Below are 23,490 nucleotides of genomic sequence, written 5' to 3' on the forward strand. Positions count from 1 at the left end.
TCGGTGTGCGGCGCGGATATTAAGCTGGTGGGAGTCCGACGCCGTGGACTCTGATAGAGCCGTCTCGTTGCCCGCGAGGCGGCTTTTTCGTTGGCCGGTCATCAGGCCGCGCCGCGTCGGAGGATCGCGACGATCCGATCGCGCTGCTCATCAGTCAGCGGACTCGTCGAGCGCTCTATCTCGCACATGGCAGAGGCGGCGCTGATCCTCGCGACCAGGAGTTCACTCGAAGTGCCGTCCGGAGGGTCTACGTATAGCGCCCGCGCCTGTTGCCATACCGGATCGTTGACGTAGGTCGCGCGAGTCGCCATTACGCGCCACCGCCGAAGGGCTGCATCACAACGTCGTCGATCTCGTTGAGGTCGACGCGGATAAGGCGAGGGCCGTTGCGGTAGCCGGTGATTCGCCCGTCTGCGATCATCTGGCGGATCGTTCTCGACGTCACGCCGATGTACTCGGCTGCGTCCGCGATTGATCCGTACCGGCGCCGATTGGGAGTGTTCTGCACAAGGGGTTCCCTTCTGAACAGGAACAGCCGAGCGACAGATAGACCATTTGGGTCTGTTCTGTGCTCGGCTGCCGGTTCAGCAAGTCCCAGTTTGGGACTCAGCGGGTGACCCCGGTTCGGGGTGTGCGCCGTTCGTCTCAGCTTCTACGATCTCGGCGGTCCGGGGTTCCCGGTTGGTGGTGCGCCGCCGAATCCCGCCTGTGTAGCGGGTGTGTCGCCTGTAAGCCTCAATTAGCGTCGGTGTTCGGTTGTGGTTCCGAAGGTTAACAGAATGCCGCGACACGTCGCGTAAGGCAGCGACTCCGCGTCTCCCTTATCCATTCGCCGCCAGCTTCGACAGCAGTGCGGCGATCTCGCGATCGCGCCCCTGCGCGGCGTGCTGATACCGCATCGCGGCTTGCGGTGTCGAGTGTCCAAGACGCGCCATCAGTTCTGCCAAGCTGGCGCCGGTTGCCGCGGCCAGGACGGCGCCGGAATGCCGCAGATCGTGCCACCGCAGATCGTCGCGGCCCGCCTCTGCGCGCGCCTTATACCAGTGCCGGTAAAGCGTTGACGGCTGTAGATGCTCGCCAGCTTCGTTCGGAAATATGAGCGAATCTGCTTTCTTCTCAACGTACTTCGACAGATGATCTTCGATCTGCGGGATGATGTGCGGCGGGATCGCGACGTCGCGGATACCGGCGTCCGACTTCGGGGTCGTGACTGCGAACGTGCCGCCTTGCGTGCGGACCGCGGCGCGGCGAATACGGATCACTTCGTCGCCCAGGTCGATGTCCCCACGGCGCAGCTCGACAGTCTCGCCGAAACGCATCGCGCACCAGGACGCGAGGATGACCATCAGTTGCAGCCGCTCGGGCATCGCGGCCGTGACGGTCGCGAGTTCGTCGATCGACGCCGGCCGAATCTTGTGAACGCGCTTGGCGCGGCCCGCGCCGGTGATCCGGCAGGGGTTCGAGTCGATCAGTTCATCGTTGACGGCGCTCGTCATGATCGTCCGGATCAGGCTGTAGGCGTGGCTGCGCATCGTGGGCCGGTCGACGAGCGCGCCGGCGTGCCACTCACGGACGTCCTTCGGGGTAATCGCGGCGATCTGGCGGGCGCCGAACTCCGGTAGCAGATGGTCTTCGAGGATCGCGTAGTAGTGCTCGCGGGTGCGGTCCTTGATCGGACGTCCGGCGACCTGTCGGCCTTCCACCCATGCGGCGGCGTAGGCGCCGAACGTGATCGCCTCCCGCTTCCTCTCGGCCGTCGCGTCCCAGACTCCCCGGTCGATCTCGCGGCGCTTGGCGACGACGAATGCCTCGGCGTCGATCCGGGCGCCGAACGTCGCCGGCGCGGTGTGACGCGCGCCGTCCGGGCCGGTGTAGCGGACCTGGAAACGTCCCGACGGTAGCTTGCGAATGGTGGCGAAGGACCGCTTCTCGCGGGTGCGTGGCATGGCTCTCCGTGGTGGTCAGTATCGCGGCAGCGTGCCCAATACGTGCCCAATGAACCTACATCAGGTTCCATTTGGCTCCACTTGGCTCACGCGATACTGTCCGTCGTGTCGCCTGGTCAGGTGCCCTTTTGGCAGGTCACGACGCTGACCCGAAAATTGCGACTGGCCTACTTCAATCCCAGTATCGCGCACCAGCATTACCGCAGTTCAAATCTGGTTTCAGTCCTCTGGGGCTCGTGCCCGTTGCATGCTCAATGAGGCGTTAGTGTGAGTCCTGCACAGTGTCGGGGTCGGGCAGCGCGATCGAGCTACAAGCGCAGCAAGGCATTGGAGTGCACAGCGCCCGCTCCGTGGAGATCCCTGCAGATGTCGGTGACCGCCTACGCGCGCCCCCTACGCGCCTGCAGATATGCCTGCATCGCCGGCCCTGTATGGATACGGACGTGCACCATGCGTAGGTAGCCGCGCATCCAGAGTTTCGCGAGGACCACGGACCGCCCGGCATACGGGTTTGCGTCGCCGACGTCTGCTAGCGAGCCCTCAAGCAGCGCCCGCGTCGCTTCCTGCCGCAGTGTCATCGAGCAAGCATGCAGCCGTGCTGGCCGGAGCGACGGACCCCACGCCGACGACTTGGACCAGGCCGACCGGCGCGTCGACCCTCAGGTCTGCAACTCGCCGCAAAACAACTTCGGCGCCCGCTTCCGCAGAGGCCTCGGCCGGCGCCACTTATGCCGTACCGCCGAAATTTCACGACCCGCGGCTTCCGCCATACGAGCGCGCCGGCGGCCCCCGCCGGCCGCGCGCTGACACGGTGCCGAGCAGAAGTTCGGAACCTGCCCACGAACCGCCGGCCGGACCGGGATACCAGCCAAGCGGCGGTGCCGGTGGTGTTGGCACGGGATAGTCGTAGTGGCGCCTGCAGCGCCTCTGGGGCTTCGCCAACCTTGCGCAGTGGGTGAGGCACCCGCCGGGCCCTCTATGGACCGCCAACGCTGTTCTTCGGCACGCTCACAATCCGGCGCCGTATCCGCCCAACGCGAATAGGCCGCAGGGAGATCACATCTCGGCGTCGCCTGGCAAATACCTGTTTCATCCGACGCGTGCCCGGGCATGCGGTCCCTAGGTCACGTGGGGTTCAGAAGCGAAGCCTGGCGGGACCGCACTTGGCGGCAGAACGCATGGGACGGACACGCCGCACGCTCAGACGGCATAAAAAACGCCGCCGCGCACGAAGCGCGGCGGCGTTCTGGAGATCACCAGCTGGCCATACCCGGTCCGTTGCGAGCCGGCCCCGTCCCGATGTAGGTGCCGATCCCACGGGTGATCGGTGGCACCGCACGGACGCTGTCCTTCACCTGACCGCCCGACGGCGGCAACGGCTCCCCCTTCGACGAGCGGCGGACATCGGACGTGCCGGCATTCGCCACCCCCTTGCCGCTGGTGCGAACCCCGCCTTCCGGAGCCGGGTTCGCGTCAAAGACCGGATTGGGCTTACCGCCGATGTCGATCACGTCGGCATTCGCGGTGCCGGCGCCCAAGGCGAGGAATGCCCCGGCCGCGGCCAGCGCACCGGCCCCCACGAGAGCCAACTTCTTCGCTTGGCTTGCAACAGCATCGGTGCGTCCCACCGTCGGCCTCCCTTTCCTCCGGCGGGATCAAAATCCCCGACCTTGATTGCTTGTGCGCGGAACCTTATCAGCGGCATGCCATGTCGCAGGCACGCTCGTACCAAATCGACAACTCACCTCCGTGCGCAAATTCAAGACCTGCTTTGGGCGCGAATTAGCCAGAATTGCACTGACAGCTCATCTTTCAACGCTGCCGTGCACAAATGCCCGAGCGTTGGTTCGCGAAACTCTCCCTCACCCAGCGCCGGCAACCGCGGTCATACGTGCAAACCGCATGGGGCTAAGTGCCATAGCGAGGCTCACGGTCACCGTGCTGCCGGTTGGTCCGCAGCGTGGCGCTCGGCTGCGTGCCGAACACCCGTCGGTACGCGACGCTGAACCGGCCCGCGTGGGAGAACCCCCACCGGCCCGCGATCGAATTGACGGTGTCGACTGTCGGATCGGCGGCCTGCAGATCGCGATGGGCCAGGTCCAACCTCACACCGCGCAGGTACTCCAGCGGCGTCACGCCCAAGTGCCTGCGATACATGTACTGCACCGCCCGCGGCGTCAAATTGGCCGCGGCCGCGATTTCACTGAGACCGATGTCACTGTCGGCGTTCTCATGGATGAACGCTACCGAGCGACGCAGACCCGGCGGTCGATGGCCACCGGTCGGCAGTTCGTGAAGGTTCGTCATACCAGTGACGCGTACCCCACGGCAAACTTTCAAAACCCGTTCGCCGGAACGCCGGTGCTGACACGATCGTCGTCATGACCGAACGCATCGAAGTCCAGCGCGTGATCCCCGCCTCCCCAGAAGCGATCTTCGACGTGCTCTGCGATCCGCAGGGCCACGTGGCCATCGACGCCTCGGGCATGCTGCAGGGTGCCGACGGAAATCCGGTGTCCGCGGCCGGCGACAGCTTCGTCGTGCACATGGACCGGGAAGCGCTCAACGATTTCCCGATGGGGAAATACGAAGTGACCGTGGAAATCCGCGAATTCGAGCCCAATCGGCGCATCGCCTGGACGATCCTGGGCCAGATCCGTCCCCAGATCGGACATGTCTACGGCTACACCCTCGAACCCTCGGCGGACGGCACCGTCGTCACCTCGTTCTACGACTGGTCGCAGATCGACGACAAATGGCGCGAAGCCGGCATCTTCCCCGTGATCTCCGAAAGCGCGCTGCGCGCAACCCTCGGAATTCTCGACCGCGCGGTGCGGCGCGGCTATGTCCGCAGCTAAAGGCGGCTAGCCGTCAACCCGGGGTTGACGATTATCGGTGGGTCAACCTACAGTTGACGCATGGCCGACCGCATCACCCACCCCGTCCGACTCGACGACCTCATCGACGTCATCAAGACCGTCCACAGTGAACCGCTTGACCAGCTCACCGACGCCGTCCTCGCCGCGGAGGCCCTCGGCGACGTCGCCGACCACCTCATCGGCCACTTCGTCGACCAGGCCCGGCGCTCCGGGGCGTCGTGGACCGACATCGGCCAGTGCATGGGGGTCACCAAACAGGCCGTCCAGAAACGGTTCGTCCCCAAGGCAGAACCTCTCGACCCGAATCAGGGATTCGCCCGGTTCACCCCGCGAGCGCGCGCCGCGGTGGTGCACGCGCAGAACACCGCCCGCGACGCCCGGCAGTCCGAGATCTCCCCCGACCACCTACTGCTCGGCTTGCTTGTCGACACCGAATCGCTGGGTGTGGCGCTCCTCGCCGCGCAGGGTGTCACCCCCGACGCGCTGCGCACGGCCGTCGCGCTGACCACCGCCGCAGACGGTGAAGCGCTCGACCTCATCCCGTTCAGCGGACCCGCCAAGAAGGTGCTGGAGCTGACGTTCCGTGAGGCATTGCGCCTAGGACACAATTACATCGGCACCGAGCACCTGCTGCTGGCGCTGCTGGAGTCCGAGGACGCCGACGGCCCACTGCACCGCCTCGGCGTCGACAAGCAGCGCGCCCAGACCGATCTGATCGGTCTGCTCGACTCCCTCACCACCCCCGAAAAAGACTGATCTCACGGCGCATGGTGTCGCGGCGTCTACAAGATGTGACGATGCGACCGTTCGAAGACGTGGTGGCTCAACACGGACCGACCGTGCTGCGGGTGTGCCGTGCCGTCGTCGGCGCCCTCGACGCCGAGGACGCGTGGTCGGAGACGTTCCTGTCGGCCATGCGGGCCTATCCGGACCTGCCGGCCGACGCCAACGTCGAAGCCTGGCTGGTGACGATCGCGCATCGCCGTGCACTCGACGTCGGCCGCGCCAACTCCCGACGACCCGTACCGACCGACCCCGTGCCCGATCACCCGGCCACCCGCGCCGACCCCGCCGCCGGCCATCCCGACCTGTGGGCCGCCCTCGAAACGCTGCCCACCAAGCAGCGCCAGGCCGTCGCGTATCACCACATCGCGGGGCTGCCGTTCGCCGAGATCGCCGACCTGCTCGGCAACTCCCCCGACGCCGCCCGCCGCGCCTGCGCCGACGGCCTCAAGACACTGCGCTCGATCTACCGTGAGGACGCCATCTCATGACCACCGACATGTTCGACTCGCTCGCCGACGACGCGACGCTGGCACGGCTGCACACCCGGCTGAGCACCGACGCCGACGCCGCCGGCGTGCTCGACGTCGCCTACCGGACCGTCGACACCCCGGTCGGGACGCTGCTGCTGGCCGCCACCGCAGCAGGCCTCGTGCGCGTCGCCTACGACGTCGAGGACCACACCGCCGTGCTGGCCACGCTCGCCACCAGGATCAGCCCACGCATCCTGCGGGTTCCGCGGCGGCTGGACACCGTGGCCCGCCAACTCGACGAGTACTTCGCCAAACAGCGCATCACGTTCGACGTGCCGATCGACCTGCGGCTGGCCGACGGCTTCCGACGCAGCGTCGTCGAGCAGCTGCGCGGCATCGGCTACGGCGACCGGGCCAGTTACGCCGCGGTGGCCGCCGCGGTCGGCAACCCCAGGGCGGTGCGGGCCGTCGGCAGCGCCTGCGCCCACAACCCCCTCCCGGTCGTGATCCCCTGCCACCGCGTCGTGCGTTCGGACGGCACCGCGGGCCAGTACGTCGGCGGGGCAGCCGCCAAGGCGGCGCTGCTGCGGCTGGAGGCCGCCTGACCGTCGAACCCGTGTGGCCCCGGTGTCGGGTGTGCCATCATGCGAGGCACACCTAGGGAGGGAAACCATGCGACGGCTTCTGATGCTGCTGACCGCCCTGACCGTCGCGGCGGGGCTCACAGCGGCCCCCGCCGCCGCGGTGGAATCACCCATCGGCCGCATCGGTCAACCGCTTCGGGTGAACTTCGAGGGCCTGGTCGCCGACGTCACCGTGGTCAGCGTCGAACCGTCGCCGATCCCCCCGGGCTTCGGCTATCCGCCCCGCCCGCCGCGTAACCAGGTGTGGCGTGCCAACGTCGTGGTCCAGCCGATCAAGGTGCCGGTGCCCTACGCGATGGCGATCACGTTCCAGTTCCGCGGAGTCACCCCGACCGGCGACGCCTACGAGCCGCGCAACACCGACGCACCCGATTCTCTGCAGGCCGCGCTGGCGAACGCCCCGGCCGGGTCGACGGTCACCGGCGGCGTGTGGTGGGACTGCTACCGCGACCTGGTGTCGAACGTGGTGCTGATCGACAAGCTCACCGGCGAGCACCTCGCACAGTGGAACCTGTAGGGCCGCAGGTACTTCCGGCGACCCGGGCCGACCTTCCCGAACTCGCCGCCGTCGCCGCCAGCACGTTCCCGCTGGCGTGTCCGACGTCGGTGACAGCCGAGAACATCGCGGCATTCGTCGCCGAGAACCTGTCGGAACACCGGTTCGCCGACTACCTCACCGATCCGGACCGCGTTCTGCTCGTCGCCCGCGACGGTGCCCGAATGGTGGGCTACGCCATGCTGATCCGGGGTGTGCCCGATGACGACGACGTGCAGCAGGCCGTCACGCTGCGCCCGGCCATCGAGGTGTCGAAGATGTACGTGGTCCCCGAAAGCCACGGTGCCGGCGCATCGTCGGCGCTGATGGCCGAGGCGCTCACGGTGGCCAGGGACACCGGGTACCGCTGCGCCTGGCTGGGCGTCAACCAGGAGAACCGGCGCGCGCAGAGCTTCTACTCCAAACACGGGTTCGCCGTGACGGGCACGAAGAGCTTCCGCCTCGGCGCCGCCGTCGAGAACGACTTCGTGATGGTCCGCCCGCTCGCCGACCCCTAGGTCTCCTGGCCTGCGGCGGTCAGCGCCAGCAGCCGCGACGTCGCCCGCAGGTACTTCTTGCGGAATCCGCCGGCGAGCATGTCCTCGCTGAAGATGGTGTCCAGCTTGGCACCCGAGGCCACCACCGGGATGCCCGCGTCGTAGAGCCGGTCGGTCAGCGACACCAGGCGCAGCGCGACGCTCTGATCGTCGAGTGCGTGCACCCCGGTGATGAACACCTGCGAGACCCCCTCGATCAGCGACAGGTACCGCGACGGATGCATGGTCGCCAGGTGCTTGCACAGGGAGTCGAAGTCGTCGAGTGTCGCGTCCGGGGTCTTTTCGGCGCGGTCGGTGACCTCCGCGTCGGTCAGTGGTTCCGGTGCAGGCGGTAGGTCGCGGTGACGGTAGTCGGGACCCTCGATCCGCACAGTGGTGAAAATCGAAGCGAGCGTGTTGATTTCGCGAAGGAAGTCGTGCGCGGCGAAGCGGCCCTCCCCCAGCTGTTCGGGCAGCGTGTTCGACGTGGCCGCGATCGACACGCCCCGCTCGACCAGCTGTGAGAGCAGCCGGGAGATCAGCGTCGTGTTACCCGGGTCGTCGAGTTCGAACTCGTCGATGCAGACCACCACGTAGTCACTGAGTAACTCCACGCTCTCCACGAACCCGAAGACACCGGCGAGCTGGGTGAGTTCGCCGAACGTCGCGAACGCTTTCGGCTCGGGCAGCTCGTAGTACGACGACGCCAGCAGATGCGTCTTGCCCACACCGAACCCGCCGTCGAGGTACACCCCGACGCCGGGCAGCACTTCGCGCTTGCCGAACAGCTTCTTCTTCCCGGCGCGCCGCGTCGCCGCCTCGGCGCAGAAGGCCCGGCAGGCGTCCACGGCCGCGGCCTGAGACGGCTCGGCGGGATCGGGCCGGTAATTGTCGAAGCTGACGTGGGTGAACGTCGGCGGTGGCACCAGCTGGGCGACGAGGCGCTCGGGAGTGACGCTGGGATGCCGGTCGACGAGATGGCCCGGTTGATTCGTCGCACCACTGGACCCATGCATGGGGGCAGCGTAGCGACGCGCAGCAATCGTTCCCATGCCCGACGCGGCGGCTGGGACGCAGTTCACAGTGCTGGGACTGTCGAGGCGGTCGCCGACCGCCGCGCCGCTACTGTGGTCAGCATGCGTCGGCACCCCCCGCTGCTCCGGGCCGTGAGCCTGTCGACGGTCGCGCTGGTGCTGGCCGGCTGCGCGCCCGGGCTGGCAGCCAACCCGCGGTACGCCACCGACAACGGGGCGCGGCCGCAGGGCCAGCCCGAAACCACCCAACCGCAGGCCGGCCCGCCCGCGGTCGAGGTGCCGAAGAACGACCTGTCATGGCGCAACTGCACCGACCAGGTGTTCGGCGACGCGGCCGTCGATCCGGTGCCGGGTGTGACGCTGGACTGCGCGACCTACGACGCCGACCTCGACCCGATCGACGGCGCGAGCGGCACGGTCACCATCGGCGTCGTGCGGGCCACCTCGGCTCGCACGCCCCCCGACGCCGGCCCGGTGGTGATGACGACCGGTTCGGACCTACCGTCCTCGGTGCAGCTCCCGGTCTGGCTGGAGCGTTCGCAGGCGCTGCTCGACAAACACCCCGTGGTCGCGGTGGACCGCCGCGGCATCGGGATGTCCGGGGCACTGGAATGCCGCGACCTCTACGACCGCCAGGAGATGATCGAGCAGGCGCAGTTCTCCTACGGTGACGATCCGGTCGCCAACCTCAGCGCGATCACGATGACGGCCACGACCAGTTGCACCGACACCATCGCCCCCGGCGACTCCGCCTACAACAACGCCCACGCCGCCGAGGACCTCGAGCGGTTGCGCAGCACCTGGGATGTGCCGACCCTGGCGTTGCTCGGCATCGGTAACGGCGCCCAGGTGGCATTGGCCTACGCCGGCTCCCACCCCAACAAGGTGGCCCGCCTGGCGCTCGACTCGCCCCTGCCGCTGGCGATCGGCGCCGAGGCCGCCGCCGAACAGCGCGTCAAGGGGGAACAGGCCGCGCTCGACGCCTGGGCCGCACAGTGTGTGGCGATCGGCTGCCCGGCCGCACCCGATCCGAAGGGTGTCGTGGACGGACTGCTGGCCGAGGCGCGCGCGGGTAACGGCCCCGGCGGGGCGTCGGTGGCCGCGGTCACCGACGCCATCTCCACGGCGCTGGCGTTCCCGAAGGGCGACGGTGTCGCCGCCACCAACGATCTCGGCGCCGCGCTGGCCGGCGCAGCCGACGGGGACAGCGCCCGGCTCACCGCTCTGATCACCGAATCCGAGGCGCTGCGCCAGACCGACGGGCAGTTCGTCAACTCCTGCAGCGACGCGCTGAACCGCCCGACCCCCGACCGGGTGCGCGAGCTGGTGGTCGCGTGGGGCAAGCAGTACCCGCAGTTCGGCGTCGTCGGCGCGCTTGACCTCGTCACGTGCCTCAACTGGCCGAGCGGATCGGCGCCTCCCGAACCGAAGGACCTGCCGGTGCCCGTGTTGCTGCTCGGCGTCCAGAACGACCCGATCGTGGGCAACGAAGGCGTCGCCGCGGTCGCGGCCACGATCCTCAACGCCGGGGCCTCCAACAAGCGCGTGATGTGGCAGGGAATCGGCCACGGAGCGAGCGTCTATTCGGCATGCGCACTGGCGCCGGTGGTGGGTTACATCGACAACGGCACGCCACCGGACACCGACACGTACTGTCCGGCCTGACGTCTGGCGCCGTGAGCGCCGGTGTACGGTTCGCTCGTGGCGGCAGTAGACACCCTTCGCACCGGCCTCCTCAACGCCTTCCGACCACGCACGTCCCCGCCGAATACGGCGACGGTGCTGCGCTCGGTCCTGTGGCCGTTGGCGATCATGTCGGTCATCCATCGATGCTTCGTCCTGGCCACCAACGGCTACGTCACCGACGACTTCGGGCCGGTGTACCGGGCGGTCATCAACTTCAAGCTCGGCTGGGACATCTACAACGAGCACTTCGACCACGTCGACCCGCACTACCTGTATCCGCCCGGCGGGACGCTTCTGCTCGCGCCGTTCGGCTACCTGCCCGTCGACGCGTCGCGCTACTGGTTCATCTTCTTCAACACCGTCGCGATCCTGCTCGCCGCCTACCTCCTGCTGAGGTTGTTCGACTTCACGTTGACCTCCGTCGCGGCGCCCGCGCTGCTGCTGGCGATGTTCTGCACCGAATCGGTCACCAACACACTGGTTTTCACCAACATCAACGGGTGCCTGCTGCTGATGGAGGTGTTGTTCTTCCGTTGGCTGCTCGACGGGAGGACGAGCCGCCAGTGGTGGGCCGGCGTGGCCATCGGACTCACGCTGGTGGTCAAGCCCTCGCTGGCGCCGCTGTTGCTGTTGCCACTGCTCAACCGCCAGTGGCGCCCGCTGGTCACCGCGATCGGTGTTCCGTTGGCGTTCAACATCGTCGCCTGGCCGCTGGTGAGCGATCCGATGAGCTTCGTCCGGCGCACGATCCCCTACATCCTGTCGACGCGCGACTATTTCAACAGCTCGATCGAGGGCAACGGCATCTACTACGGGTTGCCGATGTGGTTGATCCTCCTGCTGCGTCTGGCCTTCGTCGTCCTGGCGATCGGCAGCTTGGTACTGCTGTACCGCTACTACCGCGTCCGCGATCCACGGTTCTGGATGCTGACGTCCTCGGGCGTGCTGCTGACCACGTCGTTCCTCGTGCTCTCGCTGGGCCAGGGCTACTACTCGATGATGCTGTTCCCGTTCCTGATGACGGTGGTGCTGCCCAACTCGGTGCTGCGCAACTGGCCGGCCTGGCTGGCGATCTACGGATTCATGGCCATCGACAAATGGTTGCTGACGCACTGGGTGACCACCGGACGGTTCCTCGAGTACATGCGATTCACCGCCGGCTGGGGGCTGCTGATGGTCGTCGTGTTCACGGTGTTGTACTTCCGCTACCTGGACGCCAAGGCCGACGGCCGCCTCGACCGGGGTATCGACCCGCCGTGGATGACGGGTCCCGCCGAGGCCCCCGCACGGGCCGAGCGGACCGCGCCGACGGCGTAGTAACTTGGGAGACATGACTGCTCCGAAGGTGCAACTGACCGACGACGAGTGGCGCAGCAAGCTCACCGCCGAGGAATTCTCGGTCCTGCGCCGGGCCGGCACCGAGCGGCCGTTCACCGGCGAATACACCGACACCAAGACCGAGGGCATCTACCAGTGCCGCGCGTGCGGCGCCGAACTGTTCCGCAGCACCGAGAAGTTCGAATCTCATTGCGGCTGGCCGTCGTTCTTCGACCCCGCCGATTCGGACGCGGTGATCCTGCGGACCGACGATTCCCTCGGGATGCGACGGGTCGAGGTGGTGTGCGCCAACTGCCACAGCCACCTGGGCCACGTATTCGAGGGCGAGGGCTACCCGACCCCGACCGATCAGCGGTACTGCATCAATTCCATCTCACTGCGGCTGGTGCCGGCGGCCGGATAGTCTCCCCGCGCAGCAGCGTCGCGATGGCGGGCGGGCTCAGCGGCGGGCTGTAGTGGAAGCCCTGCGCCACATCGCAGTTGTAGGCGCGCAAACGCGCGGCGGTCTCCGCGTTCTCCACACCCTCGGCCACTGTCGTCAGCCCGAGGGTCTGCGCGAGTCCGACCACCGCGCGCACCACCTCACCGGCCCGGGGGTCCCAGATGATCGGCCCGATGAACCGGCGGTCCAGCTTCACCTCGTCGATCGGCAGCTCGCGCAGATAGCTCAGCGCCGAATACCCGCTGCCGAAGTCGTCGATCGCCACCCGTACCCCGTGCGTGCGCAGCGCGCTGAGCACTGCGCAGGACCGTTTGATGTCGGGCAGGATCACATCCTCGGTGATCTCGATGGTCAGACACTGCGGCGGCAGCCCGCGGGCCTCGAGCGCCGAGACGATCCGGTCGGGCAGCCTGGTGTCGGCCATGGTCGCGGCGAACAGGTTGACGGCGATGGGGACGGGGGTGCCGCGCGCCGACCATTCCGCGGCATCGTCGAGCGCCTTGTCGAGCACCAGATCGGTGACCGCCCCCATCAGTCCGTGCCTGCGGACCAGCGGCAGGAAGTCGTCCGGGCTGAGCACTCCGCGGGAGGAATGCGGCCAGCGCACCAGCGCCTCCAGGCCCGCCAGCTCCGAGGTCGCGAGGTGGTACTTCGGCTGGTACACCACCGTCAGCTCGAGGCGGTCGATGGCCTGGCGCAGTTCGCCGAGCAGCTGAACGGCCGCCACACCCCCGCCCTTGACGTCCGGACCTGCCCCCTGCAGCAGACCCGACTGCTCCGGGTACGCCAGCGTCATCTCCGGGGTGAACACGTGCACGCCGTCTGCGCGGGACCGCTTGGCGGCGTACATCGCCGCGTCTGCGCGTTTGAACAGCTGCTCGCCGAAGGGGTCGGATTCGTCGTCCGGCGCCGCGGCGGCCAGCCCGACGCTGGGCCGCATCAGCAATCGCTGTCCGTCGACGACGAACGGTGAGTCGAAGGACTCCACGATACGGTGGGCGATCTCCAGCGAGCGGTCGACGGGGTCTTCGATGAGAACGGCGAACTCATCGCCACCGAGTCTCGCGACGGTGTCACCGGGCCGCACACACCTCACCAGACGGTCGCCGACCTGCGTGAGCAGTTGGTTGCCCGCCGCGTGCCCCAGGCTGTCGTTGACGACCTTGAAGTCGTTGAGGTCCAGGGAGAGAACGGCGACGGCGCGCGGATCCCGTTCCCGCACCTGCATGGCGTGCGCCAGCCGGTCGTTGAACAGGGCGAGATTGGCCAGTCCGGTCAGCGGACAACGCAGCGCCTGGTCGGCCACCACGCGCAGAAGCCTGCGGTTCTCCCACGAGGCCAGGAACTGCCGCAGGCAGATGGCGACGATCACCACGATCACGGTCACTCGCAGCACACCGTCCAGGACCACGACCGTCGCGACGGTACCGCCGAGCAGAAGGGGCACAAACGGCAACCACAGCGACATGCTGGTGGGCATCTGCGTGGTGCTTTCCGGTGTGACGGGCAGGCCGCGGCTGAGCAGGGCTGCAGCGCCGAAGAGGGCCGAGCCGCACACCCAGCCCAGGTCGATGGGATGGCCCGGGGAGTAATCCCCGCGTGCGGTGAGCCAGGCGAAGGCGCTGTCGGACAGGGTGAACAAGACGAGCGCCATGGTGATCAGCGCCAACGGACGCCGCTGACGGGTATGGGCCCGGACCAGGACCAGGCCCGCGACGGCGAGGATCATCAGGTCGGCTACCGGGTAGGCCAGGGCCAGCCCGACGGTGAACCGGTCCTCCCGGTAGGTCTCGTACACGCTGCGCAGTACCAGCACCCACGACATCAGGAACAACGACAGGGCGAAGATCAGACCGTCGAGCACGAGGCGCAGCCGGGACTGCCCGACGGCCCCGATGGGCCACTGCACCAGCGCCACACAGCCGAATATCGGGAACAGGATGTACCCGAAGTCGCCGGGCGACGGGAACGTCGCGCTGTCCAGTACCGAGTCCAGATAACCCCAGACCACGGCCCCGGCGGTCCAGCCGCCGAACGCGATGGCGAAACAGACCCAGACGGTGCGGAACCGTCCCGTGGCGGCGCGGGCGGCCAGCATGGCGCACACCACCGCATACCCCGCGAAGACCGCGACGCCGATGTTGTCGGCGACGACGGCGCCGGGCAGACCACCGAGCACCCAGACCGCCAGGATCACGGCCGCGAACGCGGAAGCGGCGATCGCGCTCGCTGCCCGGGGTCTCGCGCGCATGCTCGACGCCCCCTCCCGGCCGCTTCACGTGGGGCGCCCGAGCCTCCCCGACGCGGGCGTCCGTCCGCAGGCTAGCAAATGGCCTCTTGACCGTCGACGCTAATTGAGAACGGAAATATGACGGTGGGCAACGCGCTACGGCAGCCGCGTGACGAGCTCCTCGACGCTCACCCGCGGGCCGGTGAAGAACGGGGTTTCCTCGCGGACGTGGCGCCGGGCGTCGGTGGCACGAAGATCACGCATGAGGTCGACGATGCGGTGCAGTTCGGGCGCTTCGAAGGCGAGGATCCACTCGTAGTCGCCGAGTGCGAACGCCGGCACGGTGTTGGCGCGGACGTCCTTGTATCCGCGCGCCGCCATCCCGTGTTCGCTCAGCATCCGCCTGCGCTCGTCGTCGGGCAGCAGGTACCAGTCCAGCGACCGGACGAACGGGTACACGCAGATGTAGTTGCCCGGATCCTCACCGGCGAGGAAGGCGGGGATGTGGCTCTTGTTGAACTCGGCGGGCCGGTGGAGCGCGACGTTGCTCCACACCGGTGTGCTGGCCCGGCCGAGCGCGGTGGTGCGGCGGAAATCGGCGTACGTGGCCTGCAGCGCCTCGACGTTGGCGGCGTGGGTCCACATCATGAAATCGGCATCGGCCCGCATGCCCGCGATGTCGTAGACGCCGCGGACCACGACGCCGCCTTCCTCCTGCTGTTTGAGGAAGGTGGCGGTCTCGTCGACGATCGCCACACGCGCCTGCTCGTCGTAACCCAACTCCCCCGGGCGTACCGAGAACACCGAGAACATCAGGTAGCGGATGGTGGAGTTGAGTGCGTCGAAGTCGAGCTTGGCCATGGTTCCTATCGTGCCACGCCGGCGGTGGCCAACGATGCCACCGCCCTGTTCGCCGACGCCACACACGCGGGTACGCCGATCCCGTCCAGATAGCCGCCCGCGACCACGACCTCACGCGGCAGGCCGGCCCGCAGTTCGGCGACCAGTTCGGCGTGGCCGGGGCCGTACTGCGGCATCGCGTCGAGCCAGCGCTGCACATGGCTGTCGACCGGCTCGACGTCGATGCCGAACACCGTCGCCAGATCGGCGGCGGCCCACGCCAGCAGATCCTCGTCCCCGGCCCTGCGGGCCAGATCGTCCCCGAAGCGACCATAGGACAGCCGCACCAGTTCGACGTTCCCCCGCTGGCCCCACTTCCGTGACGACAGGGTGATCGCCTTGGCACGCAGTCGATTTCGGGCTCCGTGCTCCGCGGTGGCGACCAGCACCCCGGAGTGCTGCGGCAGCGGCGTGCCGCCGGGCAGCGCCAGCGCGACCACCGCCGCGGAAGCCACCGCGATGCGACGCGCGGCGGCCGCGGTGCGCGGGGCGATGTCCTCGACCAACCGCGGCAGCCGCGGCGCGGGCACCGCCAGCACCACGGCGTCAGCCGGCCACCGATGGCCCTCGTCGTCGAGGATCTCGACACCGCGGGCGGTGCGGTCGACCCGCTCGACACCGATCTGGGCCCAGTCGATCCCGGCCTGACCGCGCAGCGCGTCCAGCAGGACGGCGTACCCGCCGTCGACCGCCCCGAAGACCGATCCGGGCGACGGCGGCGGCAACGCCTCGCGCACGGCCTCGGTAAGGCTTCGCGCGCCGCGATCCAGCGCCGCGGCCAGGGTCGGCGCCGCCGCGCGCACCCCGATGGTGGCGGCAGAACCGGCATAGACGCCGCCGAGGAGCGGATCCACCGAACGGCTGACCACCTGTGTCCCGAACCGGTCGGCGACCAGGTCGGCCACCGTCGGATCAGCGCCACGCATCCAGCGCAGCGGGCGCAGGGGTTCGTCGGTGATCCGGGCGATCGTCGCCTCGTCGACCAGCCCCACCAGCGACGAAGCCTGGGACGGGATGCCCTGCAGGGTGCCCTGCGGCATCGGGTGCAGCCGGTCCTGGCTGTAGATGAGCGGGCGCGCGCCGGTGGTGCCGAGCCGGCGGTCGGCCAGGCCGAGTTCGGCCAGCAGTGCGGGCACCTCGGGACGGCGGGCCACGAAAGCCTCGGCGCCGACGTCGAGCCATTGGCCGCCCACGCGTTCGGTGCGCAGCACGCCGCCGAGTCGGTCCGCCGGGTCCAGCACGGTGATCGTGGCGTTCGGCCCGCCGGTCACGCGCAGCCGGTATGCCGCGGCCAGACCCGAGATACCGCCTCCCACAACGCAGTACGTCGCGCTCACAACGAATGCACCAGCTCCACGGTGGCCGTCACGATCCCCGGATCGGTCGCGGGCAGCACGCCGTGACCGAGGTTGAACACATGCCCCGCCGCCCCGGCGTCGACGGCGCGCCTGCCGTCTTCGACCACCGCACGCACCGCGGGTTCGACCACCGGCCACCCGGCCAGCAGGACGACCGGATCGAGGTTGCCCTGCAGCGCGCTGCCGCGCTCGACCCGGCTCGCGGCGTCGGTCAGCGAGGTCCGCCAGTCCACGCCCACCACACCGGGCGCCCCCGACGACGCGATCGCCTCGGACATGGCGCCGAGCAGTTCTGCCGTGCCCACACCGAAGTGGGTCATCGGCACACCGGCCGGTGCGAGCGCCGCGAAGACCCGGGCGCTGTGGGGCAGCACGTAGGTGCGGTAGTCGGCGAGCGACAGGGTGCCCGCCCACGAATCGAACACCTGCAGCGCGTCGACACCCGCCTCGACCTGCCCCTGCAGAAATGCGATCGTCACGTCGGTCAGCGCCGACATGAGCGCATGCCAGGTGTCGGGCGCACCGAGCATCATCGCCTTGGTGTGTTCGTGGTGCTTACTAGGACCGCCCTCCACCAGATAGGACGCCAGCGTGAACGGCGCCCCGGCGAACCCGATCAGGGGGACGTCGCCGAGTGCCTCGGTGAGCATCCCCACGGCCTGTTCGACGGGGGCGATCGTCTCGCGTTCGAGCGGCCTGATCGCGGCCACGTCGGCGGCGGTGCGCACCGGATGCTCGATCACCGGGCCGACGTCGGGCACGATGTCGAGCCCGATGCCCGACGCACGCAACGGCACGACGATGTCGGAGAACAGGATCGCGGCGTCCACCCCGTGCCTGCGCACCGGCTGCAGCGTGATCTCGGTGATCAACTCGGCGTCGAAGCAGGCCTGCATCATGGTGTTGCGCGCCCGAAGCGCCCGGTACTCGGGCAGCGACCGGCCCGCCTGACGCATGAACCACACCGGGAGCCGGGCGGGTTTGCGGCCGCGGGCGGCGGCGAGATACGGCGAGTCGGGCAGTTCACGGCGGGTGTTCATCGCCGTCAATGCTGCCACGCCGGCGCCGTCGCCCGCGAACACCGCCGGCGGCCGGCGCGAGGTGCCCGCATCACCATCACGAGTCGGTTCGGCGCGCCTGCGTGGCTGCGCGGCCGAATGGTCTAGCGTCACCGGCGTGACCACCGCCGAACCGGCTCAGTTCCGTGCTGCGGTGGCGGCGATGAATGCCACCACCGTACGGCCCGAGATCGAGCTCGGCCCGATTCGCCCCCCGCAGCGGCTGGCGCCCTACAGCTACGCACTGGGCGCCGAGATCCGGCATCCGGAGACCGCGATCGTCCCCGAGCGCTCCGACGGTGACGCCTTCGGGCGGCTGATCCTCCTGCACGACCCCGAAGGCGCCGAGGCCTGGGACGGCACCATGCGACTGGTCGCCTACATCCAGGCCGATCTCGACTCCACCGAGGCCGTCGACCCGCTGCTGCCCGAGGTCGCGTGGAGCTGGCTGGTGGAGGCGCTGGAGTCCAAGAGCGAGCAGGTGACCGCGCTGGGTGGCACGGTCACCGCCACCACCTCCGTCCGGTACGGCGACATCTCCGGTCCTCCGCGCGCCCACCAGCTGGAACTGCGGGCGTCGTGGACCGCCATCACACTCGAACTCGGCCCCCACGTGCAGGCCTTCTGCGAGGTGCTCGAACACGCCGCGGGCCTGCCGCCCACCGGGGTGACCGACCTCGGTTCCCGCACTCGCGCGTGAGATGAGCGAAACGCCGAACACGGACCCCCAGGTCGAGGACGCCGATCAGCCGGGGAATGACCAGGGGAATGACAACGAGCCGTCGACCATCCCGCTGCTCACGCCGGCCGACGGGGTGCCCGACCTCGCGGTCACGACCGACGAGATCCTCGCCGCGGCCGAGCTGCTCGCCGCCGGGCACGGTCCCTTCGCCATCGACGCCGAGCGCGCGTCGGGATTCCGTTACTCCAACCGCGCCTACCTGGTGCAGATCCGGCGCGAGGGTGCGGGCACGGTGCTCATCGACCCGGTCAACCACGGCGAGGACCCGACCATGGTGATGGCGCCGCTGGCCGATGTCCTCGACACCGACGAGTGGGTGCTGCACGCCGCCGACCAGGATCTTCCTTGCCTGGCCGAGCTGGGCATGCGCCCGCCGACGTTGTACGACACCGAACTCGCCGGCCGGCTGGCCGGACTCGCGCGGGTGAACCTCGCCACGATGGTGTCCGAACTGCTCGGCCTGCAGTTGATGAAGGGCCACGGCGCCGCCGACTGGTCCATGCGCCCGCTGCCCGACGACTGGCTCAACTACGCCGCACTCGATGTCGAGGTGCTGCTCGAGTTGCGCGACGCCGTCGCCGCCGTACTCGACGACCAGGGCAAAACCGATTGGGCGGCACAGGAATTCGAGCACCTACGAACCTATGAGGCGGCACCCACCCGACGCGACCGGTGGCGGCGCACCTCAGGGATCCACAAGGTGCGCGATCCCCGTGCGCTGTCGGCGGTGCGCGAGTTGTGGACCACCCGCGACCACATCGCCCGCAGGCGCGACATCGCACCCGGCCGCATCCTGCCCGACGCCGCGATCATCAATGCCGCCACCACCGATCCGGACACCGTCGAGAAACTGACCGCGCTGCCGGTGTTCGGCGGCGCCCGCCAGCGCCGCAGTGCGCAGGTGTGGCTCGAGGCGCTGGACCGCGCACGGCACAATCCCGATCCGCCCGATTCGGCCGAGCCGGCGAACGGTCCCCCGCCGCCGTCGCGGTGGTCGCGCCGCAAACCCGAGGCGGCCGCGCGTCTGGAAGCCGCCCGCGCGGGCCTGTCCGCGCTGTCGGAGCGGGTGTCGGTGCCGGCGGAGAACCTCGTGACCCCGGACGTGGTGCGCCGGCTGTGCTGGGACTGGCAACCCGTCCCCGACATCGCCGCTGCGGTCGAGGATTTCCTCGTCGCCGCCGAGGTCCGCCCATGGCAGCGCGATCTGGTGGTGCCGGTGCTGACCGCGGCACTCGCGCCCACCTCCGTCGAGTGACGCACGTCGCGTTTGAGTGATTGACCAACAGGGAACCGCCCATGGGTGGTTAGCACGATGACACCGACGAATTCCGGGGACGAGACGACAAGCCTGATCCTGGGGCCGGCCCTGAGGCACGTCGGCGAAACGACCGCCGTGGTCTGGGTCCAGACCGACCGTCCCGCGAAGGTGACCGTACTCGGTTGCAGCGCAGAAACTTTCCAGGTGCAGGAACACCATTACGCGTTGGTCACCGTCACCGGGCTGTCACCGGATTCGGCGACCGAATACCAGGTGCACATCGACGGCGAACTGGTGTGGCCGTTGCCCGCGAGCCCGTTCCCACCCAGTGTGATCCGCACCCGCGGACCGGTGAGCACCGAGCGGTTGCGGGCGGTATTCGGCTCCTGCCGCTACCCCAAGACCGGTGTCGAGGAGATCGACGACAAACTCGGTGCGGACGCGCTGGACCGCTATGCGGACCGGATGGCACGGCTGCCGGTCAGCGAATGGCCGGACCTGCTGATCCTGCTGGGTGATCAGGTCTACGCCGACGAATTGACCCCAGAGGCCCGGCGCCATATGACGGGTCGGCGGCACCGGCGCGCCAAACACGGGCAGCGCCCGCCGGACGAGGTGGTCAGCTTCGCCGAGTACGAGGGGCTCTACCGGCATTCGTGGTCGGACCCGGAGATCCGCTGGATCATGTCGACGGTGCCCACGGCGATGATCTTCGACGATCACGACATCCGCGACGACTGGAACACGTCGGCGTCCTGGCGCGCCGACATGGACAAAGAGCCGTGGTGGCGTGACCGCATTCGGGCCGGATTGGCGTCGTACTGGGTCTATCAGCACATGGGCAACCTCAGCCCCGACGAACTGGCCTCCGACGAGGATTACCAGAAGATGCGCGGCGTCGACGGGGACGTGTGGCCGGTGCTCGTCGAGATGGCCGACCGCGCGGACGCCGAGGTCGACGCGAACAAAGGGGTGCGGTTCAGCTACCGGTGGGACTTCGGCCGCAAACGTTTCATCATGATGGACACGCGCAACGGACGCATCCTCGACTCTGGTGAGCGCATGATGATCGGCGAGCGCGAGTTCGCCTGGCTCGAGCAGCAGGCCTCCGACGGGATCGACCAGGTGGACCACCTGGTGCTCGGTTCCTCGGTGCCGTGGCTGATGCCGCCGGTGCTGTCGGACCTGCAGACCGTCAACGAGATCTCGGCCGATCGCCCGGGGTGGCGCGGTGTGCCCGCCGAGAAACTACGCCAGGCCGCCGATCTCGAGCACTGGCCGGCGTTCGTCAAATCGTTCCTGCGGTTGACCACGATGATCCGCCGGGCCGCGAGCCACCCGGACGGGCCGGCGACCATCACGGTGCTCTCCGGCGACGTGCACCACAGCTACGCCGCGAAAGCGTCCCTGGACGGCGTCGCCGACGATGCGGCCACCGTCCACCAGTTGGTGTGTTCACCGGTGCACAACCACGTGCCGTCGTATGTGAAGCCGGCGTTCAAGCTGGGCTGGTCGCGGCGGCTCGCGCCGATCATGCGGCGGTGGGCACTGCGGCACGGGTCACCGGAGCTGACTGTCGGCTGGACCAACACGGCCGGCCCGGTGTTCGGCAACACCATTGCGACACTGCTGCTTTCGGGCCGAGACGCCGAGGTGCTGTTCGAGCAGCCCGACGCCTCCACCGAACTGCACGAGGTTGCGCGGATCCCGCTCGGCGGGCGCACGCCGACCGTCAGTCCAGTTGCTCGCTGACTTCCGCCTCCGCCTGTGAGGCGCCGAGGGCGGCCACCCAGCCGGTGATCTGGCGGGAGATGTTGCGGTCGGTGAGTCCGACGTCGGCGAGCACCTCGCCCCGCGAGGCGTGGTCGAAGAACTGCTGCGGCAGACCGAGGTCGCGGCACGGCGTGTCGACCTCGGCGCGACGCAGCGCCGCCGAGACCGACGAACCGACTCCGCCGTGCAGGCCGTTGTCCTCGACGGTGACCACCAGCTTGTGGGCAGCGGCCAACTCGGTGAGGACGGCCGGCACCGGCACCACCCAGCGCGGGTCGACGACGGTGACACCGATGCCCTGGTTGCGCAGGCGTTCGGCGACGGCCAGCGCCATCGACGCGAACGGTCCGACCGCCACCAGCAGCACGTCGTCGGACAGGCCGTCGGCGGGCTCGACCAGCACATCGACGCCGCGGTGGCGGCGCAGAGCCGGAATATCCTCGCCCACATCGCCTTTGGGGAAACGGATCGCGGTGGGGCCGTCGTTGACGTCGAGAGCCTCGCCGAGTTCCTCCCGCAGCCGTGCCCCGTCGCGGGGTGCCGCCACCCGAATACCGGGCACCATGCCCAGCAACGACAGATCCCACATGCCGTTGTGGCTCGCCCCGTCCGGCCCCGTGACACCGGACCGGTCGAGCACGAGCGTGACCGGCAGCTTGTGCAGCGCGACGTCCATCATCACCTGGTCGAACGCGCGGTTGAGGAATGTCGAGTAGATGGCCACCACGGGGTGCAGGCCGCCCATGGCCAGACCCGCCGCGGACGTCATCGCATGCTGTTCGGCGATGCCGACGTCGAAGAAGCGGTCCGGGAACCGGTCGCGGAACGCGGAGAGGCCGGTCGGCCCCGGCATGGCAGCGGTGATCGCCACGACGTCGCGGCGTTTGGCGCCGTAGTCGACGAGCGCCTCGGCGAACGACGACGTCCAGCCCGGCGCCGCCACCTTGGTCGCGCGTCCGGTCGCGACATCGATGACTCCACACGCGTGCATCTGTTCGGCTTCGTCGTTCTCGGCGGGGGCATAGCCGTTGCCCTTGCGGGTGACGACGTGCACGATCACCGGCGCATTGAACCCGCGAGCGTGCCGCAGCGCCGATTCGACGGCGTGTTCGTCGTGGCCCTCGATGGGGCCGACGTACTTCAGTCCGAGGTCGGTGAACATCACCTGCGGCGACAGCGCATCCTTGATGCCCGCTTTGACGCTGTGCATGCACTGATAGCAGAACTCGCCGATCATCGGCAGCCCGCGGACCGCTTTGCGGCCCTCCTCGAGTACCCGCTCGTAGCCGGGCTGCAGGCGCAGCGCGGCCAGGTGGTCGGCGAACCCGCCGATGGTCGGCGCGTAACTGCGGCCGTTGTCGTTGACGACGATCACCACGGGGCGGCGGGTGGCGGCGATGTTGTTCAGCGCCTCCCAGCACATTCCGCCCGTCAGCGCGCCGTCACCGACGACCGCGACCACGTGGCGGTTACGGTGCCCGGTCAGCTCGAAGGCCTTTGCCAGCCCGTCGGCGTAGGACAGCGCGGCGCTGGCGTGGCTGGACTCCACCCAGTCGTGCTCGCTCTCGGTGCGCGACGGATAGCCCGACAGCCCGCCCTTCTTGCGCAGCGAGTCGAACTCGTGGGCACGGCCGGTGAGCATCTTGTGCACATAGGCCTGGTGGCCGGTGTCGAAGATCAACGGGTCGTGCGGCGAGTCGAAGACCCGGTGCAGGGCAAGCGTCAACTCGACGACGCCGAGATTCGGGCCGAGATGCCCGCCGGTGGCAGCAACCTTGTGGATCAGGAACTGCCGGATCTCTCCGGCCAGTTCTGACAACTGAGACTGCGAAAGGTGCTGCAGATCGGCGGGACCGCGGATCTGTTCAAGCATTC

23 protein-coding genes are annotated in these 23,490 nt (G+C 68.7%); 12 read left to right on the forward strand and 11 right to left on the reverse strand.

The window, feature by feature from the left end; genetic code table 11:
• Positions 1 to 310: 310 nt before the first annotated feature.
• From I7X18_RS16665 to I7X18_RS16680, 5 genes are all read right to left on the reverse strand, one after another.
• Positions 311 to 508, reverse strand: coding sequence for an excisionase family DNA-binding protein (locus I7X18_RS16665; protein WP_193043171.1), 198 nt, complete (start codon positions 506 to 508; stop codon positions 311 to 313).
• 313 nt (positions 509 to 821) lie between these two features.
• A complete protein-coding gene (locus I7X18_RS16670; RefSeq protein WP_193043172.1) occupies positions 822 to 1,946 on the reverse strand; it encodes a tyrosine-type recombinase/integrase in 1,125 nt (374 codons plus the stop codon).
• 380 nt (positions 1,947 to 2,326) lie between these two features.
• Positions 2,327 to 2,524 carry a ribosome modulation factor gene (locus I7X18_RS30225; RefSeq protein ID WP_455429776.1) on the reverse strand — a complete coding sequence of 66 codons (198 nt, stop codon included), beginning with the start codon at positions 2,522 to 2,524 and terminating at the stop codon, positions 2,327 to 2,329.
• Between the two features lie 675 nt (positions 2,525 to 3,199).
• Positions 3,200 to 3,574, reverse strand: a complete 375-nt coding sequence (locus tag I7X18_RS16675; RefSeq protein WP_193043173.1) for a hypothetical protein — start codon at positions 3,572 to 3,574, stop codon at positions 3,200 to 3,202.
• A gap of 280 nt (positions 3,575 to 3,854) precedes the next feature.
• Positions 3,855 to 4,253 (reverse strand): helix-turn-helix domain-containing protein, encoded by a 399-nt coding sequence (locus I7X18_RS16680; protein WP_193043174.1) that lies wholly within the window; start codon positions 4,251 to 4,253, stop codon positions 3,855 to 3,857.
• A gap of 74 nt (positions 4,254 to 4,327) precedes the next feature.
• Between I7X18_RS16680 and I7X18_RS16685 the strand changes: the two genes are divergently transcribed.
• The 6 genes from I7X18_RS16685 to I7X18_RS16710 all read left to right on the forward strand — a co-directional run bounded on the left by I7X18_RS16685 (position 4,328) and on the right by I7X18_RS16710 (position 7,778).
• The gene (locus I7X18_RS16685; protein ID WP_193043175.1) at positions 4,328 to 4,804 is read left to right on the forward strand and encodes an SRPBCC family protein; all 477 of its coding nucleotides are present in this window, start codon (positions 4,328 to 4,330) and stop codon (positions 4,802 to 4,804) included.
• Between the two features lie 60 nt (positions 4,805 to 4,864).
• On the forward strand, positions 4,865 to 5,581 hold the full coding sequence (locus I7X18_RS16690) for a Clp protease N-terminal domain-containing protein (protein WP_193043176.1): 717 nt from the start codon (positions 4,865 to 4,867) through the stop codon (positions 5,579 to 5,581).
• Between the two features lie 41 nt (positions 5,582 to 5,622).
• Positions 5,623 to 6,099: an RNA polymerase sigma factor gene (locus tag I7X18_RS16695; protein ID WP_193043177.1), complete on the forward strand. Its 477-nt coding sequence runs from the start codon at positions 5,623 to 5,625 to the stop codon at positions 6,097 to 6,099.
• Positions 6,096 to 6,686, forward strand: a complete 591-nt coding sequence (locus I7X18_RS16700) for a methylated-DNA--[protein]-cysteine S-methyltransferase (protein WP_193043178.1) — start codon at positions 6,096 to 6,098, stop codon at positions 6,684 to 6,686. The genes I7X18_RS16695 and I7X18_RS16700 overlap by 4 nt, the downstream gene beginning before the upstream one ends.
• Before the next feature lie 67 nt (positions 6,687 to 6,753).
• Positions 6,754 to 7,242 carry a hypothetical protein gene (locus tag I7X18_RS16705; RefSeq protein ID WP_193043179.1) on the forward strand — a complete coding sequence of 163 codons (489 nt, stop codon included), beginning with the start codon at positions 6,754 to 6,756 and terminating at the stop codon, positions 7,240 to 7,242.
• Positions 7,230 to 7,778 carry a GNAT family N-acetyltransferase gene (locus tag I7X18_RS16710; protein WP_193043180.1) on the forward strand — a complete coding sequence of 183 codons (549 nt, stop codon included), beginning with the start codon at positions 7,230 to 7,232 and terminating at the stop codon, positions 7,776 to 7,778. Before I7X18_RS16705 ends, I7X18_RS16710 begins: the two co-directional genes overlap by 13 nt.
• On the opposite strand, the gene zapE is transcribed toward I7X18_RS16710, so the two are convergent.
• Positions 7,775 to 8,848 carry a cell division protein ZapE gene (zapE, locus tag I7X18_RS16715; RefSeq protein WP_193043181.1) on the reverse strand — a complete coding sequence of 358 codons (1,074 nt, stop codon included), beginning with the start codon at positions 8,846 to 8,848 and terminating at the stop codon, positions 7,775 to 7,777. The genes I7X18_RS16710 and zapE overlap by 4 nt on opposite strands.
• Before the next feature lie 84 nt (positions 8,849 to 8,932).
• Between zapE and I7X18_RS16720 the strand changes: the two genes are divergently transcribed.
• The 3 genes from I7X18_RS16720 to msrB are packed head-to-tail and all read left to right on the forward strand — an operon-like array spanning position 8,933 to position 12,257.
• Positions 8,933 to 10,495 carry an alpha/beta hydrolase gene (locus I7X18_RS16720; protein WP_193043182.1) on the forward strand — a complete coding sequence of 521 codons (1,563 nt, stop codon included), beginning with the start codon at positions 8,933 to 8,935 and terminating at the stop codon, positions 10,493 to 10,495.
• 21 nt (positions 10,496 to 10,516) lie between these two features.
• Complete coding sequence (aftC, locus tag I7X18_RS16725; RefSeq protein ID WP_193043183.1) at positions 10,517 to 11,833, forward strand: arabinofuranan 3-O-arabinosyltransferase; 1,317 nt, start codon at positions 10,517 to 10,519, stop codon at positions 11,831 to 11,833.
• Between the two features lie 13 nt (positions 11,834 to 11,846).
• Positions 11,847 to 12,257 carry a peptide-methionine (R)-S-oxide reductase MsrB gene (gene msrB, locus I7X18_RS16730; RefSeq protein WP_193043184.1) on the forward strand — a complete coding sequence of 137 codons (411 nt, stop codon included), beginning with the start codon at positions 11,847 to 11,849 and terminating at the stop codon, positions 12,255 to 12,257.
• On the opposite strand, the gene I7X18_RS16735 is transcribed toward msrB, so the two are convergent.
• The 4 genes from I7X18_RS16735 to hemE all read right to left on the reverse strand — a co-directional run bounded on the left by I7X18_RS16735 (position 12,217) and on the right by hemE (position 17,824).
• Entirely contained in the window at positions 12,217 to 14,547 is a 2,331-nt protein-coding gene (locus tag I7X18_RS16735) for a putative bifunctional diguanylate cyclase/phosphodiesterase (RefSeq protein ID WP_193043185.1), read from the reverse strand. The two genes, msrB and I7X18_RS16735, sit on opposite strands and share 41 nt — an antisense overlap.
• A gap of 135 nt (positions 14,548 to 14,682) precedes the next feature.
• Positions 14,683 to 15,387, reverse strand: coding sequence for a hydrogen peroxide-dependent heme synthase (hemQ, locus tag I7X18_RS16740; RefSeq protein WP_193043186.1), 705 nt, complete (start codon positions 15,385 to 15,387; stop codon positions 14,683 to 14,685).
• A gap of 5 nt (positions 15,388 to 15,392) precedes the next feature.
• On the reverse strand, positions 15,393 to 16,763 hold the full coding sequence (locus I7X18_RS16745; RefSeq protein ID WP_193043187.1) for a protoporphyrinogen oxidase: 1,371 nt from the start codon (positions 16,761 to 16,763) through the stop codon (positions 15,393 to 15,395).
• Positions 16,760 to 17,824, reverse strand: coding sequence for a uroporphyrinogen decarboxylase (hemE, locus tag I7X18_RS16750; RefSeq protein ID WP_193043955.1), 1,065 nt, complete (start codon positions 17,822 to 17,824; stop codon positions 16,760 to 16,762). The genes I7X18_RS16745 and hemE overlap by 4 nt, the downstream gene beginning before the upstream one ends.
• Before the next feature lie 136 nt (positions 17,825 to 17,960).
• Between hemE and I7X18_RS16755 the strand changes: the two genes are divergently transcribed.
• The 3 genes from I7X18_RS16755 to I7X18_RS16765 are packed head-to-tail and all read left to right on the forward strand — an operon-like array spanning position 17,961 to position 21,594.
• Complete coding sequence (locus tag I7X18_RS16755) at positions 17,961 to 18,542, forward strand: DUF3000 domain-containing protein (RefSeq protein WP_193043188.1); 582 nt, start codon at positions 17,961 to 17,963, stop codon at positions 18,540 to 18,542.
• Between the two features lies 1 nt (position 18,543).
• On the forward strand, positions 18,544 to 19,839 hold the full coding sequence (locus I7X18_RS16760; protein ID WP_193043189.1) for an HRDC domain-containing protein: 1,296 nt from the start codon (positions 18,544 to 18,546) through the stop codon (positions 19,837 to 19,839).
• Between the two features lie 57 nt (positions 19,840 to 19,896).
• Entirely contained in the window at positions 19,897 to 21,594 is a 1,698-nt protein-coding gene (locus tag I7X18_RS16765) for an alkaline phosphatase D family protein (protein ID WP_193043190.1), read from the forward strand.
• Here I7X18_RS16765 and dxs read toward each other — a convergent pair.
• The gene (gene dxs, locus I7X18_RS16770; RefSeq protein ID WP_193043191.1) at positions 21,575 to 23,488 is read right to left on the reverse strand and encodes a 1-deoxy-D-xylulose-5-phosphate synthase; all 1,914 of its coding nucleotides are present in this window, start codon (positions 23,486 to 23,488) and stop codon (positions 21,575 to 21,577) included. The genes I7X18_RS16765 and dxs overlap by 20 nt on opposite strands.
• Positions 23,489 to 23,490: the final 2 nt, after the last annotated feature.

Origin of the sequence: Mycolicibacterium baixiangningiae, assembly GCF_016313185.1 — a bacterium.
Taxonomy (GTDB): Bacteria; Actinomycetota; Actinomycetes; order Mycobacteriales; family Mycobacteriaceae; genus Mycobacterium; species Mycobacterium baixiangningiae.

Bases quoted from the DNA above. Each gene is read 5' to 3' on its own strand.
- I7X18_RS16695 (WP_193043177.1), top strand. From the start codon at position 5,623: ATGCGACCGTTCGAAGACGTGGTGGCTCAACACGGACCGACCGTGCTG.
- I7X18_RS16720 (WP_193043182.1), top strand. From the start codon at position 8,933: ATGCGTCGGCACCCCCCGCTGCTCCGGGCCGTGAGCCTGTCGACGGTC.
- zapE (WP_193043181.1), bottom strand. From the start codon at position 8,848: ATGGGAACGATTGCTGCGCGTCGCTACGCTGCCCCCATGCATGGGTCC.
- I7X18_RS16685 (WP_193043175.1), top strand. From the start codon at position 4,328: ATGACCGAACGCATCGAAGTCCAGCGCGTGATCCCCGCCTCCCCAGAA.
- I7X18_RS16760 (WP_193043189.1), top strand. From the start codon at position 18,544: ATGAGCGAAACGCCGAACACGGACCCCCAGGTCGAGGACGCCGATCAG.
- dxs (WP_193043191.1), bottom strand. From the start codon at position 23,488: ATGCTTGAACAGATCCGCGGTCCCGCCGATCTGCAGCACCTTTCGCAG.
- hemE (WP_193043955.1), bottom strand. From the start codon at position 17,824: ATGAACACCCGCCGTGAACTGCCCGACTCGCCGTATCTCGCCGCCGCC.
- I7X18_RS16765 (WP_193043190.1), top strand. From the start codon at position 19,897: ATGACACCGACGAATTCCGGGGACGAGACGACAAGCCTGATCCTGGGG.
- I7X18_RS16680 (WP_193043174.1), bottom strand. From the start codon at position 4,253: ATGACGAACCTTCACGAACTGCCGACCGGTGGCCATCGACCGCCGGGT.
- I7X18_RS16690 (WP_193043176.1), top strand. From the start codon at position 4,865: ATGGCCGACCGCATCACCCACCCCGTCCGACTCGACGACCTCATCGAC.
- I7X18_RS16705 (WP_193043179.1), top strand. From the start codon at position 6,754: ATGCGACGGCTTCTGATGCTGCTGACCGCCCTGACCGTCGCGGCGGGG.
- I7X18_RS16700 (WP_193043178.1), top strand. From the start codon at position 6,096: ATGACCACCGACATGTTCGACTCGCTCGCCGACGACGCGACGCTGGCA.
- hemQ (WP_193043186.1), bottom strand. From the start codon at position 15,387: ATGGCCAAGCTCGACTTCGACGCACTCAACTCCACCATCCGCTACCTG.
- I7X18_RS16670 (WP_193043172.1), bottom strand. From the start codon at position 1,946: ATGCCACGCACCCGCGAGAAGCGGTCCTTCGCCACCATTCGCAAGCTA.
- msrB (WP_193043184.1), top strand. From the start codon at position 11,847: ATGACTGCTCCGAAGGTGCAACTGACCGACGACGAGTGGCGCAGCAAG.
- I7X18_RS30225 (WP_455429776.1), bottom strand. From the start codon at position 2,524: ATGACACTGCGGCAGGAAGCGACGCGGGCGCTGCTTGAGGGCTCGCTA.
- I7X18_RS16735 (WP_193043185.1), bottom strand. From the start codon at position 14,547: ATGCGCGCGAGACCCCGGGCAGCGAGCGCGATCGCCGCTTCCGCGTTC.